The sequence below is a fragment of the Streptomyces sp. NPDC087845 genome (genome assembly GCF_044742755.1).
Classification (GTDB): Bacteria; Actinomycetota; Actinomycetes; order Streptomycetales; family Streptomycetaceae; genus Streptomyces.
The window spans coordinates 1-1,128 of the sequence record NZ_JBIUVC010000056.1; the positions used below are offsets into that span (position 1 = coordinate 1).

A 1,128-nucleotide genomic window follows, 5' to 3' on the forward strand; every position below is an offset into this window, starting at 1 on the left:
CGGCCGGCGGCCTGGACATCCAACTCGGCTATGCGGTGGATCTGTTCGACGAGCTGACGGTGCGGGGGCTGGGCGAGGCACTGGTACGAGTGCTGACGGCAGCGGCCACCGACCCGCAGACCCGGCTCACCCGCATGCACATACTCTCCCCCATCCAACGGGAAACACTGACAAGGTGGGGCACCGGGCCCGCCCCGCAACCTGCCAGAACACTGACAGAAGCCTTCGCCCGCGCAGCACGCTCCGCACCAAACGCACCCGCGGTCATCGACGGCACCCTGCACCTGTCCTACCAGCAGCTCGACACCCACTCGAACCGGCTGGCACAGCGACTCCTCGCCGCCGGCGTCACCCCCGAAACACCCGTACCCGTACTCATGAACCGCGGCGCCGCACTGGTCATCGCCCTACTCGCCATCCTCAAAGCCGGCGCCGCCTACCTCCCCCTGCACCTGGCCCACCCCACCGACCGCATGCACACCATCACCACCGACAACACCTCACCCGTCCTCCTCACCGACCCCACCCACCAACACCACCCCTACACCACCACCCAACCCCCCACCCGCCAAACCATCACCATCAACCCCACCCACAACAGTGCCATGGGCGGTCTTGTGGACGGTGACTTGGACAGTGTCGCGGGCGATGGCTTGGACAGTGTGGCCCTGCCGACGGTACTGCCCTCACAACTGGCCTACATCATGCACACCTCGGGATCGACAGGAACACCCAAAGGCATCGCCGCCACCCACCAAGGCGTCGTCGACCTGGCCCTGGACCCCTGCTGGGAAATCACCGCCCAGGACCGGATCCTGCTCCAGGCCCCCCACGCCTTCGACGGCTCCACCTACGAACTATGGGCACCCCTCCTGGCCGGCGCGACCATCGTGACCGCACCCCCCGGCCACATCACCGACGCCACCACCCTGCACACCCTCACCCAACAACACCACCTCACCCGGATATCACTGACCGCAGGACTCTTCCGCGTCATCGCCGAGAACGACCCCGCCGCATTCAACACCCTCAAAGAAATCACCACCGGCGGCGACATCATCCCACCCGAAGCAGTCCACGCAGTCCTCACCGCCTGCCCCCACACCACCGTACGCACCACCTACGGCC

1 protein-coding gene is annotated in these 1,128 nt (G+C 66.8%); it reads left to right on the forward strand.

Annotated elements, in window-relative coordinates; all coding sequences use genetic code 11:
* Positions 1–1,128 (forward strand): AMP-binding protein (locus ACIOMQ_RS41435; RefSeq protein WP_402192909.1); only part of this gene is annotated, 1,128 nt, incomplete at both ends.